Origin of the sequence: Planobispora longispora (assembly GCF_016863135.1) — a bacterium.
GTDB lineage: Bacteria > Actinomycetota > Actinomycetes > Streptosporangiales > Streptosporangiaceae > Planobispora > Planobispora longispora.
The window spans coordinates 1-15131 of sequence record NZ_BOOH01000081.1 but is presented as its reverse complement, the minus strand read 5'-3'; the positions used below and the strand labels follow the sequence as shown (position 1 = coordinate 15131).

15 protein-coding genes are annotated in these 15131 nt (G+C 71.5%); 7 read left to right on the top strand and 8 right to left on the bottom strand.

Features of this window, described 5'->3' with window-relative positions:
- From Plo01_RS39495 to Plo01_RS39485, 3 genes are all read right to left on the bottom strand, one after another.
- Positions 1 to 1096 (bottom strand): hypothetical protein (locus Plo01_RS39495; RefSeq protein WP_203895936.1); only part of this gene is annotated, 1096 nt, incomplete at its 3' end.
- 233 nt (positions 1097 to 1329) lie between these two features.
- Complete coding sequence (locus tag Plo01_RS39490; protein WP_203895935.1) at positions 1330 to 2004, bottom strand: response regulator transcription factor; 675 nt, start codon at positions 2002 to 2004, stop codon at positions 1330 to 1332.
- A 153-nt stretch (positions 2005 to 2157) separates the two neighbouring features.
- Entirely contained in the window at positions 2158 to 3372 is a 1215-nt protein-coding gene (locus Plo01_RS39485) for a sensor histidine kinase (protein ID WP_239317948.1), read from the bottom strand.
- A 110-nt stretch (positions 3373 to 3482) separates the two neighbouring features.
- Here Plo01_RS39485 and Plo01_RS39480 point away from each other — a divergent pair, with 110 nt between their 5' ends.
- From Plo01_RS39480 to Plo01_RS39470, 3 genes are all read left to right on the top strand, one after another.
- The gene (locus Plo01_RS39480; RefSeq protein ID WP_203895933.1) at positions 3483 to 3701 is read left to right on the top strand and encodes a hypothetical protein; all 219 of its coding nucleotides are present in this window, start codon (positions 3483 to 3485) and stop codon (positions 3699 to 3701) included.
- Between the two features lie 30 nt (positions 3702 to 3731).
- Positions 3732 to 5474, top strand: coding sequence for a DEDD exonuclease domain-containing protein (locus Plo01_RS39475; RefSeq protein WP_239317946.1), 1743 nt, complete (start codon positions 3732 to 3734; stop codon positions 5472 to 5474).
- A gap of 344 nt (positions 5475 to 5818) precedes the next feature.
- Positions 5819 to 6106, top strand: a complete 288-nt coding sequence (locus tag Plo01_RS39470) for an Lrp/AsnC family transcriptional regulator (protein WP_203895931.1) — start codon at positions 5819 to 5821, stop codon at positions 6104 to 6106.
- Here Plo01_RS39470 and Plo01_RS39465 read toward each other — a convergent pair.
- The 3 genes from Plo01_RS39465 to Plo01_RS39455 all read right to left on the bottom strand — a co-directional run bounded on the left by Plo01_RS39465 (position 6090) and on the right by Plo01_RS39455 (position 8682).
- Complete coding sequence (locus Plo01_RS39465; protein WP_203895930.1) at positions 6090 to 7064, bottom strand: sensor histidine kinase; 975 nt, start codon at positions 7062 to 7064, stop codon at positions 6090 to 6092. The genes Plo01_RS39470 and Plo01_RS39465 overlap by 17 nt on opposite strands.
- Before the next feature lie 84 nt (positions 7065 to 7148).
- A complete protein-coding gene (gene trpD / locus Plo01_RS39460; RefSeq protein ID WP_203895929.1) occupies positions 7149 to 8192 on the bottom strand; it encodes an anthranilate phosphoribosyltransferase in 1044 nt (347 codons plus the stop codon).
- Between the two features lie 91 nt (positions 8193 to 8283).
- Positions 8284 to 8682, bottom strand: a complete 399-nt coding sequence (locus tag Plo01_RS39455; protein ID WP_203895937.1) for a response regulator — start codon at positions 8680 to 8682, stop codon at positions 8284 to 8286.
- 195 nt (positions 8683 to 8877) lie between these two features.
- Between Plo01_RS39455 and ctaE the strand changes: the two genes are divergently transcribed.
- The 4 genes from ctaE to qcrB all read left to right on the top strand — a co-directional run bounded on the left by ctaE (position 8878) and on the right by qcrB (position 13076).
- Positions 8878 to 9495, top strand: coding sequence for an aa3-type cytochrome oxidase subunit III (gene ctaE, locus Plo01_RS39450; RefSeq protein ID WP_203895928.1), 618 nt, complete (start codon positions 8878 to 8880; stop codon positions 9493 to 9495).
- A gap of 79 nt (positions 9496 to 9574) precedes the next feature.
- Positions 9575 to 10324 carry a cytochrome bc1 complex diheme cytochrome c subunit gene (qcrC, locus tag Plo01_RS39445; RefSeq protein WP_444980782.1) on the top strand — a complete coding sequence of 250 codons (750 nt, stop codon included), beginning with the start codon at positions 9575 to 9577 and terminating at the stop codon, positions 10322 to 10324.
- Positions 10321 to 11427, top strand: a complete 1107-nt coding sequence (gene qcrA / locus Plo01_RS39440; RefSeq protein ID WP_203895926.1) for a cytochrome bc1 complex Rieske iron-sulfur subunit — start codon at positions 10321 to 10323, stop codon at positions 11425 to 11427. Before qcrC ends, qcrA begins: the two co-directional genes overlap by 4 nt.
- Positions 11424 to 13076, top strand: coding sequence for a cytochrome bc1 complex cytochrome b subunit (gene qcrB / locus Plo01_RS39435; RefSeq protein ID WP_203895925.1), 1653 nt, complete (start codon positions 11424 to 11426; stop codon positions 13074 to 13076). The genes qcrA and qcrB overlap by 4 nt, the downstream gene beginning before the upstream one ends.
- A gap of 154 nt (positions 13077 to 13230) precedes the next feature.
- Here the strand turns inward: qcrB and Plo01_RS39430 are convergent, their stop codons facing one another.
- Both Plo01_RS39430 and Plo01_RS39425 read right to left on the bottom strand, forming a co-directional pair.
- Complete coding sequence (locus tag Plo01_RS39430) at positions 13231 to 14457, bottom strand: L,D-transpeptidase (protein WP_203895924.1); 1227 nt, start codon at positions 14455 to 14457, stop codon at positions 13231 to 13233.
- A 218-nt stretch (positions 14458 to 14675) separates the two neighbouring features.
- On the bottom strand, positions 14676 to 15071 hold the full coding sequence (locus Plo01_RS39425; protein ID WP_203895923.1) for a cytochrome c oxidase subunit 4: 396 nt from the start codon (positions 15069 to 15071) through the stop codon (positions 14676 to 14678).
- Positions 15072 to 15131: the final 60 nt, after the last annotated feature.

The window sequence follows — 15131 nt, the reverse complement described above, 5'->3', positions numbered from 1 at the left end:
GCTGCAGGGCCGCGCACAGGTCCGACGCGTGGGTCTCGGCCACCTCCGCGACGACGCTCAGCCGCAGCACCAGCAGCACGGCCAGCAGCACGGTCAGCGCCGTGATCGTCATGGCGTCGTGGGGGGAGACCTCGGCGCCGACGCCCATGAACGTCCGGCCCAGGATGGAGACCAGCGGGCTGAGCAGGGCCAGTGACAGGAACATGGTCACCCGGACCCGCCCGGACGGGGCCGACACGTGCATGTGGCGGGCGCCGGACATGCTGGGGTGCAGCATGGCGCCGCCGACCAGGGCCGACCAGCCCAGCCAGAAGGTCGTGGAGACGGTCCCGTACGACTGGCCCGACGCCTGGTCCAGCAGGTAGATGATGTCGGAGAAGAACATGGCGACGTAGGAGACGCTCAGCATGTTCAGCCATGGCGCGCGGTCGTTGTCGAGGGCCATGCGCACCACGAGACCGACGATGAACAGGTCGATGATGGGCAGGATCAGCGTGAAGGCGAGGTCGGGGCCGACGGAGGGGGCCCGGTCCAGGATCGGGTCGATGAACAGGGCCCACAGCGGCATGGCCACGCCGACGGTGATGACGCCCGCGTCCAGCAGCGCCGCTCCGCGCGAGCCGACGGACCGCAGGCTCAGCACGGCCAGCGCGGCCAGGGAGAGGACGTAGGCGCTGACGGTGACGATCTGGTAGGCGGCCAGGAGGACGGGACTGCGCAGCCAGATCCAGCCGACGCCCCAGCCCAGGGCGCTCCCCGCCAGGGTCATCAGGAGCCCGACGCAGACCATCAGCCACGGCCGGGACCGGCTCAGCCCGTAGCGGCGCATGCCCACGACGACGGCCACGGAGGAGGCCCCCGGGAGCAGGATCCAGGGCAGCGCCTCCACCGCCGGGGAGAAGCGGGTCATGAACGGGGCGATCACCGCCAGCAGGCTCCCCAGCGCGAGGAGGACCAGCCAGGCGCGGGGGTGACCGACAAGACGGGGTACGGCGGCTCGGGCCGCCGCGGGCAGGGCCGGTCTCATGATCCCTCGCGTGACCGGCCGGGAGGCGTCGTCGGCGACGCGGCCATCGGGTGGGGCAGAGGCGGACATGTCGTTCAGTTCCTTCCGTGGACCTGGTGTCCCCTCATCGGCACCGCAGCCGAGCGGTTAACCCAAATCACCGGAAAGGCTGCTCCGCCGCCCTTCCCCTCAGGCAGCCCCCGCGGGCGGCCCCTCCGCCGCCCTTCCCCTCAGGCAGCCCCCACGGGCGGTCCCTCCGCCGCCCTTCCCCTCAGGCAGCCCCCGCGGGCGGCCCCTCCGCCGCCCTTCCCCCTCGGGCGGCCCTACAGCTGGCCGGCGTCGTGGACGACCAGTGCGACCTGGACGCGGTTGTTCAGGTCGCACTTGGCCAGGATCCGCGACACGTGGGCCTTGACCGTGGCCACGCTCATGTAGAGCTCGGTGGCGATCTCCGCGTTCGACCTCCCCTGGCCGACCGCGACCGCGACCTCCCGTTCCCGCTCGCTGAGCCCCGCCAGCAGGCTCAGCGCCCGCTCCCGGCGGGACCCGGCTCCCCCCTCCGAGACGTGCGCGATGAGCTGGCGGGTCACGACGGGGGACAGGATGGGCTCGCCGGCCCCGACCTTGCGGACGGCGGCGACCAGGTCGCCCGGCGGGGTGTCCTTGAGCAGGAAACCCGCCGCCCCGGCGCGCAGGGCCCGCAGCACCTGGGCGTCGGCGTGGAACGTCGTCAGGATGACCACCTCGGGAGCCGGGACGGCGGCGCGCAGGCGCTCGGTCGCGGTCAGGCCGTCCACCCTGGACATGCGGATGTCCATCAGCACCACGTCGGGCCGGTGCTCGGCCACCATCTTCGGGACCTCGTCCCCGTCGGCGGCCTCTCCCACGACGGTGATGTCCCCCGCGCCTCCGAGGATCATCGAGAGCCCGGCCCGGACGAGGGCGTCGTCGTCGACGATCAGTACGCGGATCGGCTGTCCGGGGGGAGGTGAACTCATGCCGGTCACGTTAGCCGCGTCCTCCCGCCCGGTCGCCGACGCTTTCCGCACGGCCCGCCCGCCTGGCGCCGCCTGCCCGTCTCACTCCGTCTGCCCACCTGGTGCCGTCTGCCTGTCTCGCGCCATCCGCGCCTCTCGCAACGGTCATGTCTCTCACGCCGCCCACGGCAACCACGCGCTGAGCCGGAACCGGCCGTCGGAGGCCCTGCCGTACTCCAGGCGCCCGCCCATGAGCTCGGCCCGCTCGGTGAGCCCGATCAGGCCGGTGCCGCTGCCCGGGATGGACTGGCCCCCGGTCAGGGGGTTGCAGATCTCGATGGTGAGCCCGTCGCCGGGCCCGCCCGCCACGGCGAGGGTCACCGGCGCCGCCGCGGCGTGCTTGCGCGCGTTGGTCAGCGCCTCCTGGGCGATCCGGTAGACGTTGCGGCCCAGCCGCGCCGAGGCCTCCCCCACGTCGCCGATCCGCATGTCCAGCCGGACGTCCATGCCCGCCTCCCTGGACTCCTCCACCAGGGCGGACAGGTCCGACAGCGTGGGCTGGGGCCGGTCGGGGGCGGTCTCCTCGCCGCCGAGCCTGAGCACGCCGATGACCTCGCGCAGGTCCTGGAGCGCCTGGTGGGCGCCCGAGCGGATCACCCCGGCCGCCTTCGCCACGTCGTCCGTCGGCATGTCCGGCCGGTACTCCAGCGCGCCCGCGTGCACGCTGAGCAACGAGAGCCGGTGGGCGAGCACGTCGTGCATCTCCCTGGCGATGCGCTCGCGCTCCAGCCGCCTGGCCCCCTCCACCCGCAGCTCGGCCTCCGCCTCGGCCCGTTCGGCGCGCTCGCGCAGGGAGACCACGAGCTGGCGGCGGGCCCGCACGAGCATGCCCCAGATCGTCACGACCAGGAGGATCAGCGTCATGATCGCGACCCCCTCCCGGAAGGACAGCTCGGGGTCCGGCCGCATCACCAGGTAGAGGGGGACCGTCGCCACGTTCAGCCCGGTCACCAGCGCCACGTGCTTGAAGGGCCGGTGCACGGCCACGGTGAACATCGCCGCCACGGAGGCCCCGCCCGAGACCTCCGACACGAGCGAGACCACCACGAGCACCACGGCGAGCCCCACGGGCCAGCGCCGGCGCAGCCACACCGAGGCGCACGCGACGACGCCGATGAGCTGGTCGGCGATGCGCATCGGCTGGGGCAGCGCCATCTCGCTGCGGATCTCGTCCGCCGTGATCAGCCCGAGCCCGACGGCCAGGAGGAAGATGACGGTGTCCACGATCCAGTCGCGGGTCGACCGCCGGACCCTGGGCCGCTCCTTCGGCGGCGCGTCGCGCAGGCCCCCCGGCAGCAGCCACCGGTACTCCGTCACGTGTTGGGTCACACATAGTGACATTAAGGGCAATACTCATTCTTCCGGAACCGACCAAAGTCGATGCCGCATCGCCCTCCGGCCGAAGCGCGCCGGCGCCCGCGGCGGTCATGATCGGCTTCATGAGGAGATTCGTCGAACTGCTCGGTCTGCTGCTGATCGTCCAGGGTGTCGGCACGGTGGTGAACGCCCTCCTGGGGTGGTGGAGGTGGGCCCACGACCTCCTGCTGGTCAACCATCTCGGCTTCCTGGAGGGCTGGGAGGCCCTCGCCGGGATCGTGCTCGGCGTCCTGGGGGTGACGCTGCGCGCGGCGGCCCGTACGGGGCGGGCGCCGCGCTAAATGTCGGTCGCGGCTCCTATGGTCGTGACCGTGGAAAACGCCGTGCAGGGAACACTGGACGAGCTGGGCACCCCGCTCGACCAGATCACGTTCGTCGTGTTCGACCTGGAGACCACCGGCGTCTCCGCGGCCGAGCACGCGATCACCGAGATCGGCGCGGTCAAGGTCCGGGGCGGGGAGGTCCTGGGCGAGTTCGGCACGCTGGTCGATCCCGGGACCCCGATCCCCCCGTTCATCTCGGTGCTGACCGGCATCACCGACGCGATGGTCGTGGCCGCCCCGAAGATCGAGTCCGTGCTCCCCGCCTTCCTCGAGTTCGCCGCGGGCACCACGCTGGTGGCCCACAACGCGGGCTTCGACGTGGGGTTCCTCAAGGCGGCCTGCGCGGCCCACGGCTACCCCCCGCCCGGCCATCCCGTCCTCGACACCGTCAAGCTGGCCCGCAAGCTGCTGACCCGGGACGAGGCGCCCAACTACAAGCTGGCCACGCTGGCCCGGCTCTTCAGCTCCACCGAGCCGTGCCACCGCGCGCTGTCCGACGCCCGGGCCACCGTGGACGTGCTGCACGCGCTGCTGGAACGGGCGGGCTCCTTCGGCGTGCACACCCTGCAGGAGCTGACGGGCTTCGTCCGCGCGCCCACGCCGGAGCAGCGCCGCAAGCGGCACCTGGCCGAGGCGATCCCCTCCGCGCCCGGCGTCTACGTCTTCGAGGACGACCGCGGCGAGCCGCTCTACGTCGGCAAGAGCGTCAACCTCCGCACCCGGGTCCGCGGTTACTTCACCGCCAGCGAGACCCGCCCCCGGATCCGGGAGATGGTCGGCATCGCCGAACGGGTCCGGACGATCGTCTGCGCGACCGCGCTGGAGGCGGAGGTCCGGGAACTGCGGCTGATCGGCTCGGCCAAGCCGCGCTACAACCGCAGGTCGCGCTTCCCGGAGAAGGTCGTCTGGCTCAAGCTCACCGACGAGCCCTTCCCCCGCCTGTCGATCGTCCGCGAGATCAAGGACGACCGGGCCGGCTACCTGGGCCCGTTCACCAGCGCCCGCGCCGCCGAGGACGCCCGAACCGCGCTGCACGAGGCGGTGCCGCTGCGCCAGTGCTCCGACCGGATCCCGCTGCGGGTCACCGGCCGCGCGGCGCGCTCGGCGTGCGCGCTGGCCGGACTCGGCAGGTGCGGCGCGCCGTGCGAGGGCCGCCAGGACGCCGAGGAGTACGGCCTGCACGCCGCCGCCGCGCGCCGGGCCATGGAGCTGGACGCCACCCCGGTCTTCAGCGCGATCGAGGCCCGCATGCAGCGGCTCGCGGGCGACCAGCGCTACGAGGAGGCCGCGGCCCACCGCGACCGGCTCGCCTCCTTCGTCCGCGTCCTGGCCCGGATGCAGCGGCTGCGGGCGCTGACGTCGATCCCGCACCTGGTCGCGGCCGCTCCCCTGGCGGGCGGCGGCTGGGAGATCCACGTCGTCCGGCACGGCCGGCTGGCCTCGGCCGGGGTGATGCCCGCCGGCGCGCACCCCACGCCGTTCGTGGACGCGCTGGTGGCCACCGCGGAGACCGTCTCCCCCGGCCCCGGTCCCATCCCCGCCGCCGGAGCCGAGGAGACCGAGTGCATCCTGCGCTGGCTGGAGACCCCGGGCGTGCGGCTGGTCCAGGTGGAGGGGACCTGGAGCCTGCCGGTCTCGGGCGCCGGCCGCCTCAAGGCGCTCATCGACCGCGTCTACGAGCGGATGGACGCCCTGCCGCACCGGCGGCGCGAGGGCGGCCCGGAGCGCTGACGGCGCTCGGTGCGCTCGGTGTGCTCGGTGCGCCGGCCGCGCCAGGATCGTTCGGCGCGCCTGCGGCGCGACAGCGGCTCGGAGCGCCCGCGGCGCGAGACCAGGCCACGGCTCTGAGAGCCAGACCAGGCCACGGCTCTGAGAGCCAGGCCGGGCCACGGCTCTGAGAGCCAGGCCGGGCCGCGGTTGACGACGTGAGACCGGGCCGCGGCTCCGGCGCACGAGAACCGGCCGCCGGGCACCCGGCCGGGATCGCCGACGATCTCTGTGGTGCCCTGGTGGATTCCGGCCGGGGCGCTGATAACTTCTGAGACGGCACGCCGTACTCAATGAGGAGGAAGCTCGTGATCACCGCGATCGTGCACATCAACGCGGAGGTGGACCGGATCCCCGAGGTCGCCCAGACGATCGCCGAGATCGACGGGGTGAGCGAGGTCTACTCCGTCACCGGGGAGTACGACCTGATGGCCATGGTCCGCGTCACCGCCTACGAGGAGATCGCCGAGGTCATCCCGGGCCGGATCAACAAGGTCGCCGGGGTGCTGCACACCGAGACGCACATCGCCTTCCGCGCCTACTCCAGGCACGACCTCGACGCCGCCTTCTCCCTCGGGCTCAGCGAGTCCGACTGACGCCGGACTCCACGAGTTTCGCGAGCTCCTCGGGCTCCTCGGGTTCTGCCGGTTCTGCCGGTTTCGCGAGCTCCGCGGAGCCGGCCGGGCGGGCGGCCTGCCACGGCGGGTAGGACCCGCGCGCCTCCCCGGTCGTGGGCAGCCGGGCCCACACCTCGAATCCCCCGTCCGCGTGCGGCGCGGCCTGCAGGGTCCCGCCGAACAGGCTGACGCGCTCGCGCATCCCGAGCAGGCCGTTCCCGGTGGCCGCCCTGAGCCCGGCGGCCGGGACGGGTCCGGTGTCCGCGGCGGACCCGGCGTGTCCGGGGAGTCCGCCGGCCGTCGCCCGCCCGTCGTCGCGGACCAGGACGTCCAGGAAGCCCGGGCGCCAGCGCAGCGTGACGCGGGCCGAGCCGGCCCCGGCGTGCCGCAGGGTGTTGCGCAGCGCCTCCTGGACGATCCGGTAGGCCGCCAGCTCCAGCGCGGGACCGACCTCGGCGGGCTGACCGTCCTCGACCACGTCCACCCGCAGGCCCTCGGCGCGGACCTTGGCGATCAGATCGGCGAGGTCGGACAGCCGGGGCTGGGGCGTCCTGCTCGCCGAGACGCCGCCGTGGCCGAACAGCCCCAGCATGCGCTGCAGCTCGGCGAGGGCCTGGCGGCCTGACTCCTCGGCCTCCCACAACGTCTCGCGGGCCCGGGCCGGATCCTTCTCCATGATCATTCGGCCCGCGCCGACGCCGAGCGTCATCACGCTGATCCCGTGGGCGACCACGTCGTGCAGCTCGTGGGCGATGCGGGCGCGTTCGGCCGCCAGGGCGGCGTGGGTCAGCGCGTCCCGGTGACCGGCGAGCTCCGCCTGCCCGTCCCGCAGGCGCGCGGCCAGGCGCCTGCGGTCGCGGGCGAGCCGCGCGGCGGCCAGGGACAGGCCCGCCACCACGAGCAGGAGCAGGACATCGATCAGGTCAACACGCCACATGACGGCAATGTAAGCCGCCCGTCCGAGCGGGGGCGTCCCCTCCCGGGGGGACTTCCCATCCACCCGGGAGAGGAGCCGCGCCGGTCACGAACGCAACGACGTGCTGACCTCGATCCAGCGGTTCAGGGTGGCGGCGGCGGCGCCGGAGTCGACCGCCTGCGTGGCCCGGGCGTAGGCCGCGGTCATCTCGGCGTCCAGGTCGTCGCCGGGACCGTCGAGCGCGACCAGGGCGGCGGCGGCGTTGAGCAGCACCGCGTCGCGGACCGGCCCGGGCTTCCCGCCGAGGAGGTCGTGCACGGCCTGGGCGTTGAAGTTCACGTCCCCGCCGCGCAGCGCGCCCGCCTCCGCCCGGGGGACGCCGAGCACCGCCGGGTCGAAGACGGTCTGCGTGGCGGCGCCGTCCCGGACCACCCAGACCGTGGACGTGGTGGCGATGGTGAGCTCGTCGAGGCCGTCGTCGCCCCGGAACACCAGGGCGGAGACGCCCCGCTCGGCGAAGACGCCGGCCACGATCGGGAGCATGCGCGCGTCGTAGACGCCGATCGCCTGGGCCGCCGGGCGGGCCGGGTTGGTCAGCGGGCCGAGGAAGTTGAAGACCGTCGGAACGCCGATCTCCTTGCGCGTCGGGCCGGCGAAGCGCAGCGCGGGGTGGTAGACCGGCGCGAAGCAGAAGGCGATGCCCGCCTCGACGGCGACCCTGGCCGTGTCGGCCGGGGCCAGGTCGAGCGCGACCCCGAGGTGCTCCAGCACGTCGGCGGCGCCGCAGGAGGAGGAGGCGGCCCGGTTGCCGTGCTTGACCACCCGCGCGCCCGCGGCGGCGGCCACGATCGCGGCCATGGTGGAGACGTTGACGGTGTGCGCCCGGTCGCCTCCGGTGCCGACGATGTCGACGACGGGGCCCTCGACCGAGAGCGGGGTGGCCCGCTCCAGCATCGTGCGCGCCAGCCCGGTCACCTCCGCGACCGTCTCCCCCTTCGCCCGCAGCGCCACCGCGAACCCGGCGATCTGCGAGGGGGTCGCCGCGCCGGACATGATCTCGTTCATCGCCCAGGCGGTCTCGTCCGCCGTCAGGTGCTCGCCGGCGAGCAGGGCCGACAGCAGCGCGGGCCAGGTGGTGCGCGCGTCCATGGGGTCTCCGTAGGGGGTCTGCGGTCTTACCGGGGCGGGCCGGCCGGACCGCTGGCGGGCGGTCAGCCGGGCGGGGGAGGCGGCCCGGCCGCTAGTGGGCGGTCAGCCGGGTGGACAGGCGCTGGCGCATGAGGCCGGCGACGCTGTCGGCCAGCGTCACCGGGTCGATCGGCTGCGCCACGACGGCCTCGGCGCGGGACCACTGCGCCAGCCAGCGGTCGTCCCGGCGGGCGATCAGCAGGCAGATGGGCGGGCAGTCGTGGACCTCGTCCTTGGCCTGCCGGGCCACGCCCATGCCACCGGCCGGCTGGGCCTCGGCGTCGAGCACGGCGACGTCGATCTCACCCGAGTCGAAGTGCTGGACGACCTTCGCGTGGGTGGCGCACTCCACGATCTCCACGAGCGGCACGTCGGCGGCCGGACGCCGGCCGATCGCCTGGCGCACCTTCTCGCGGGTGCTCGCGTCGTCGCTGTAGACGAGGACCCTCATCTTGTCGTCGGTGCTCAAGGTCGCGCTCACTATCCCTTGTCGATGTATGGTCACCTGGGATGCTACCGGTCGCCTCGCCTGGAGACCCAGAGCGGAGGCCCCGGCGCACAGATTGCCCGATACGTCCAGATTAGCGAGACGGTTGACCCCCCTAACGGGGGGTCGTGCGGCGACCCGACCAGGGGAGCCGCAATAATGCTGCCCGTGGCGACAGCATCCGCAATACCAACGACGACGACAGCCCACTCGTCCAGCAGACCCGACATGGTCAGCGTCGGGACGATCGTCTGGCTGTCCTCTGAGCTCATGTTCTTCGCGGCGCTGTTCGCGATGTACTTCACCATCCGGTCGGTGAGCATCGGCCAGGGAAGTCCCTGGCCCGAGGCCCACCTCAACGTGCCGTTCGCGCTGGCCAACACGATCATCCTGGTCGCGTCGAGTGTGACGTGCCAGTTCGGCGTGTGGGCCGCTGAGAAGGGCCAGGTCGCGAGGCTGCGGTTCTGGTACATCGTCAGCTTCCTCATGGGCGCCGTCTTCGTCGGCGGTCAGCTGTACGAGTACGCCCAGCTCTTCGCCGAGGGGCACACCCTGTCGCACACCGCGTACGACTCGGTGTTCTACCTGACCACGGGCTTCCACGGCCTCCACGTGACCGGTGGACTGATCGCGTTCCTGTTCATGCTGGGACGCACGTACGCCGCGAAGCGCTTCACCCGTGAGCAGGCGACCAGCGCGATCGTCGTGTCCTACTACTGGCACTTCGTTGACGTGGTCTGGATCGGCCTTTTCGTGACCATCTACGGCATTCATTAAGGAATCGGGGATCTCTGTGAATAGGATCACCGCTAGGCGGCGGCATCCGCTCGCGAGATACGCCGTCCTGCTTCTGGCCTTGGGGCTGCTGGGGTTCTCCTACACCCTGGTGGCCCCGACGGGTGAGCGGGCCGACGCGGCCATCGCCTCCGGCAGGGCCGACGACGTGGCGGAGGGGAAGAAGCTCTTCCAGCAGAGCTGCGCCAGCTGCCACGGCCTCAGCGCCGAGGGCATCGAGGGTCGCGGCCCGACCCTCGTGGGCGTCGGCGCCGCGGCGGTGGACTTCCAGGTCAGCAGCGGCCGCATGCCGCTGGCCACCCTCACCGCCCAGGCGCCGCGCAAGAAGCCGGCCCCCTGGGTGAACGAGGACACCATCCGCCAGCTCGGCGCCTACGTCCAGTCTCTGGGCGGCGGCCCGACCGTGCCGGCCGCCGAGCAGGTCGACCCCGCCAAGGGCAACAAGGCGAAGGGTGGCGAGCTGTTCCGCGCGAACTGCATCCAGTGCCACAACTTCGTCGGCGCCGGCGGTGCCCTGACGCAGGGCAAGTACGCCCCCGAGCTGACCGAGGCCACTCCGACTCAGATCTACGAGGCCATGATCACCGGTCCGCAGGCGATGCCGGTGTTCAACGACAGCATCATCACGCCCGAGCAGAAGCGCGACATGATCGCCTACGTCATCGGCCTGCAGCACGAGCCCAATCCCGGCGGCGCCGGTCTCGGCCGCATCGGTCCGGTCACCGAGGGCCTCGTGCTCTGGGTCGTGGGCATCAGCCTGCTCGTTCTGGCCGCCATCTGGATCACCGCGAAGAAGCGACAGGCCCAATGACAGACAACATGAAGGACATCGAGCAGCCTGACGAGCGCGTTCCCAAGCGCGTCGTCGGCACCCCCTCGCCCTCGGCGAGCACGGCCCTGCTCGGCAGGGAGGAGAACACCGGGACGGTCGACGTCCCCGGTGTCGACCTGCAGGACGAGAAGACCGCGAAGAAGGGCGAGCGGATCGCCGCCCTCCTCTTCACCGTCACGTTCCTGTCGGGGATCGCGTTCATCGTCTCCTATGTGGCGTTCCAGGTCGGCGACGTGGAGAGCGCCAAGCTCTCCAACATGACCCTGGGCGGCTCGCTCACCCTGGCGCTGCTCTCGCTGGCCTCGGGCCTGGTGGTCTGGGTCCGCATGGTGATGCCCAAGTACAAGCTGGTCCAGGAGCGCCACGCGATGGCCTCCGACGGCGAGACCCGGGCGTACGTCGGCGAGACCTTCCTGCAGGGCGCGGCCGAGAGCGGCATCACCAAGCGGCCGCTGCTGCGCCGTACGCTCCTGGCCGCCGCGGCCCCGCTGGGCCTGGCCCCGCTGGTGCTCCTGCGCGACCTCGGCCCGAGCTACAGCGACTTCCCGGAGAAGCTGCGGCACACGGTCTGGGGCGAGAAGACCAAGGAGGGCAAGCACCGCAAGCTCGTCGTCGAGGGCACCGGCGCGCCGATCCGCGCGGCCGACTTCAACTCCCCCGGCGGCATCCTGTCGGTCGTGCCCGAGGGCTACGAGCACGACCTGAACGCCCTGGCCAAGGCCACCCTCATCCTGATCAAGTTCCGGCCGGAGGAGCTCAAGTCCGGCACGAACCTGAACTGGACGCACGAAGGGATCGTGGCCTACTCCAAGATCTGCACGCACGTCGGCTGCCCCGCGGCCCTGTACGAGCAGACCACGCACCACATCCTGTGCCCGTGCCACCAGTCGACCTTCGACGCCGCCGACGGCGCCAAGGTCGTCTTCGGCCCGGCCGCCCGACCTCTGCCCCAGCTGCCGATCGCCGTGGACGAGGAGGGCTACCTCGTCGCCACAGGCGACTTCAACGTCCCGGTCGGTCCCAGCTTCTGGGAGCGCGGCGACGCCGAGGCCGAGGTTCGCGAGAACGGAAGCCAGTCATGAGCCTGACCAGCGTCCCCAAGCCCATCTCGGGGCCGAGCTCCTACCTCGACGACCGCATCGGCGCGGGGAACTTCCTCAAGCGCAACCTGCGCAAGGTCTTCCCGGACCACTGGTCGTTCCTGCTGGGCGAGATCGCCCTGTACTCGTTCATCGTGCTGCTGCTCACCGGGACGTTCCTGACGTTCTTCTTCAAGCCGAGCATGGAGCACGTCATCTACGACGGCTCCTACGACGCGCTCAAGGGCGTCGGGATGTCCGCGGCCTACGCGTCGACGCTGGAGATCAGCTTCGACGTCCGCGGCGGCCTGCTGATGCGGCAGATGCACCACTGGGCCGCCCTGCTGTTCATCGCCGGCATGATGGTGCACATGCTCCGCGTGTTCTTCACCGGTGCATACCGCAAGCCGCGTGAGCTCAACTGGATCATCGGCGTCATCATGCTCAGCCTCGCGCTCTTCGAGGGGCTGACCGGCTACTCCCTCCCCGACGACCTGCTCTCCGGCGCCGGTCTGCGGATCACCGAGGGTGTGGCGATCTCGCTGCCGCTGGTCGGCACCTGGATCACCTTCTTCCTGTTCGGCGGCGAGTATCCGGGCGAGGACATCATCGCCCGCTTCTACTCGCTGCACATCCTGCTCATCCCGGGCGTCCTGCTGGCGCTGATCTCCGCCCACATGATCCTCATGTGGGTGCAGAAGCACACGCAGATGCCGGGCAAGGGCCGGACGAACAACAACGTGGTGGGCGCCCCGTTCTACCCGGCCTTCATGGCCAAGGCCGGCGCCTACTTCATGTTCACCTTCGGTGTCATCGCGCTGCTGGGCACCTTCGCCCAGATCAACCCGATCTGGCTGTTCGGTCCCTACACGCCGGCGGACATCTCGGCGGGCTCCCAGCCCGACTACTACATGGGCTTCCTGGAGGGCTCGCTCCGCCTGATGCCCGCGTGGGAGATCAACGTCCTGGGCTTCACGCTCCCGCTGAGCGTGATCATCCCGGCGCTGGTCCCGCTGGGCATCGTCATGACCGGCCTGGCCCTGTACCCGTTCATCGAGCAATGGGTCACCGGAGACCGCCGCGAGCACCACGTCGCGGACCGTCCCCGCAACAACCCGCACCGCACCGCGATCGGCATGGCCGGCATCACCTTCTACGGCCTGCTGTGGCTGCTGGGCGCCAACGACGAGATCTCCTGGACGTTCCACGTCTCGCTGAACTGGACGACGTACGTCGGCCGCGTCCTGGTCTTCGTCGGCCCGGTCATCACCTACATCGTCACCTACCGGATCTGCCTGGGCCTGCAGCGCAGCGACGCCGCGGTCATCGGGCACGGCGTGGAGTCGGGCGTCATCAAGCGCCTGCCCCACGGCGAGTACATCGAGGTCCACGTGCCCCCGGCCGAGGACATCGAGGCCCACATGCGGGGCAAGGAGCCGATTCCGGTCGTCTCCGGCGCCGACACCGAGCCCAACGGCATCCCGCCGAAGGGTCTGCGCGGCCCGATCGGCAAGCTCAAGGCCAAGATGAGCAAGGCCTACGGCGGCGAGAAGATCCCGCTGGACGACGGTCACGGCCACGGCCCCGCGCACGACGACGCCGGGGAGCACGCGGCGGTGGGCGCGACCGACGACAAGTCGATCACCCACTAGCGGACCGGATGACCGGATAGCGCGGAACGACGAAGGGCCCGGGCGGTTGAACCGCCCGGGCCCTTCGCGTCTCCGCCGGGCCCTTCGCGTCTTCGCCGGGCCCGCCCGGACAGCGTCGTGGACGCCGTTCAGCCGGCCTCAGCGGTGAAGCTCCTCAGACGGCCTCGGTGGTGAAGCTCTTGGTGGTGCTCCACCGGGTCCACTGCGCCCAGTCCTCCTGCCAGTGGCCCCAGCCGTTCAGGGGTTCCAGGACGCGGGGAGAGCCGGTGATGATGATCGGGTCACCGATCAGGGTGTTGTCGATGAACCACTTCGCGTGGCCGGGGCTGACGTTGACGCAGCCGTGGCTCACGTTCGCGCTTCCCTGCGAGCCCACGGACCACGGCGCGCTGTGGACGTACTCGCCGCTGTTGGAGATGCGGACGGTGTTGTAGACGGTCATGCGGTAGTAACCCGGCTGGCCGGGGCCGATGCCGGGCGAGGTCATGACGGTCACCGGCTCGCGGGACATGGCCAGGTGGACGCCGCTGGTCGTGTGGTACTTCCACAGCCCGCCCTTGCCCGCGCTCATCGGGATCCGCCGGATCACCTTCCCGTTGCGCCGGACCGTCAGGTGATGGTCCCTGACGCTGCCCTTGGTGATCTGGGAGCGGCCGATCTTGAAGTCGAGGACGTGGTCGCGCCTGCCGTACAGGCCGTCGCCGCCGCGTACCCCGGCCAGCCGGGCCTCCAGGCGGACCTTCGTGTTGGCGGGCCAGAAGGTCCTGGGCCGGAAGTGGACCGTCCGGTCGTCGAACCAGTGCCAGGCCCCCTGGACCGGCTTGGAGGTGCGGACCGTGAGGTTCCGCTCGACGGAGACGCGGTCGGTGACGTCACGGTCGAAGCTCATCATGATCGGCATGCCGACGCCCACGGTCAGGCCCGTGTAGTCCTTGTGCGGCGACAGGCTCGTCACGGAGAAGAACTGCTGCGCCCGCACGGTGGTGAAGGACGTGACGGACTCGGTGACGTCGCCGCCGGAGTTGACCGCCACCGCGGTGACCTCGTAGGTGGTCCCAGGAGCGGCCGTGCCCCGGCTCCGCCACTGGGTGCGGTCGGCGCTCAGCGTACCCGCCAGCGAGCCCCTGCGGCTCTTCACCGTCACCTTCTTCAGCGTCCCCCCGTTGGCGCCGATCAGGACGGTCGTGTCGGTCGGCACGCCGCCGCTGCGGTCGGCGGGCGCCACCACCACGGTCGCGGCCGTGGCCGGCGCCGCCGCGGCCCGCTCAGGGGAGTCCGCCCCCTCCCCCGCGCCTGAGACTCCGCCCGCCGAGCACGCCGTCACCAGCGCCAGCGCCAGCAGTCCCGGCGCACGAGCCGAGCCGCGGATCACCTTCCCCACAATGAACTCCCCGTTATCGCTTGATCTTTCCCGGTCGGTACGTACCCGGGGCAAGCTGTACGGCATCTGACACGTCATCCTTGAGCAGGTAATGAACGTCAAAAAGCGGGCCACGGAAGGTTTCCGTGGCCCGCTCTCTGCGGACTGCCAGAGCCCGGGGGCTCGCGCGGGGCCTCCCGGCCGGGTCCGTCACGGCGTGACCGGACCCGGGACGGGGATCAGTGCGAGAAGTTGCCCCGGTAGTACTCGAAGACGAAGCCGATCGTCGCCATGATCGTCGCGAAGACGCCGATCAGGAACAGCCACCAGCCGATCGCGAAACCGGCCGCGGTGAGCGCGACGGCCAGGCAGAGGAAGAGCGGCCACCAGCTGTGCGGGCTGAAGAAGCCGAGCTCCCCGGCGCCGTCGCTGATCTCGCCTTCCTTGTCGTCCTCCGGCTGGTTGCCGATGCGGCGCGCCGTGTACAGCAGGTAGTAGCCGATCATGAGGGCGAAGCCGACCGAGATCGCCATCGCCGTCGTGCCGACCGGCTCCTTGGACCAGTACCAGTAGACGACGTCCACCGCGGCGAAGAAGACGCCGACGAGGATGAACATCCAGCCCTGAACCTTCATCGGACTTCCTCCAGCTCACGCGGGGCCGTGATGTGCGGGTGCTTGAGGTCGAACGCCGGG

Bases quoted from the DNA above. Each gene is read 5' to 3' on its own strand.
- trpD (WP_203895929.1), bottom strand. From the start codon at position 8,192: ATGGACGCGCGCACCACCTGGCCCGCGCTGCTGTCGGCCCTGCTCGCC.
- qcrB (WP_203895925.1), top strand. From the start codon at position 11,424: ATGAGCCTGACCAGCGTCCCCAAGCCCATCTCGGGGCCGAGCTCCTAC.
- Plo01_RS39455 (WP_203895937.1), bottom strand. From the start codon at position 8,682: ATGAGGGTCCTCGTCTACAGCGACGACGCGAGCACCCGCGAGAAGGTG.
- ctaE (WP_203895928.1), top strand. From the start codon at position 8,878: ATGCTGCCCGTGGCGACAGCATCCGCAATACCAACGACGACGACAGCC.
- Plo01_RS39480 (WP_203895933.1), top strand. From the start codon at position 3,483: ATGAGGAGATTCGTCGAACTGCTCGGTCTGCTGCTGATCGTCCAGGGT.
- qcrA (WP_203895926.1), top strand. From the start codon at position 10,321: ATGACAGACAACATGAAGGACATCGAGCAGCCTGACGAGCGCGTTCCC.
- Plo01_RS39490 (WP_203895935.1), bottom strand. From the start codon at position 2,004: ATGAGTTCACCTCCCCCCGGACAGCCGATCCGCGTACTGATCGTCGAC.
- Plo01_RS39425 (WP_203895923.1), bottom strand. From the start codon at position 15,071: ATGAAGGTTCAGGGCTGGATGTTCATCCTCGTCGGCGTCTTCTTCGCC.
- Plo01_RS39465 (WP_203895930.1), bottom strand. From the start codon at position 7,064: ATGTGGCGTGTTGACCTGATCGATGTCCTGCTCCTGCTCGTGGTGGCG.